At 44.4% G+C, this 225-nt stretch carries 1 protein-coding gene; it reads right to left on the bottom strand.

Features of this window, described 5'->3' with window-relative positions; all coding sequences use genetic code 11:
• Positions 1-225 (bottom strand): hypothetical protein (locus tag GFJ99_RS13370; protein WP_153209551.1); only part of this gene is annotated, 225 nt, incomplete at both ends.

The raw sequence follows: 225 nt of genomic DNA, 5'->3' as shown, positions 1-225 counted from the left end.
CAGTAACGGTACAAGTCCAAGTTCCTGCGGTTAAGCCAGTAACAGATGTTGTTCCGTCACCTATTGGGTTACCTGGAGTCCAGTTGTAAGAATATCCACCTGCACCACCTGTTGGTGTATTAATTGCAGCTGCACCATTAGAACCGCCGAAACAACTTACGTTTGTTTGTGATAACGGAGTCGCAACAATTGCACTAGGTTGCGTTATTGTAAAAGTTTGTGTTG

This window comes from Flavobacterium sp. LMO6 (assembly GCF_009495795.1).
Lineage (GTDB): Bacteria > Bacteroidota > Bacteroidia > Flavobacteriales > Flavobacteriaceae > Flavobacterium.
Note: the sequence above shows the minus strand (reverse complement) of the source record. Positions and strands in the feature narration are given on the sequence as shown.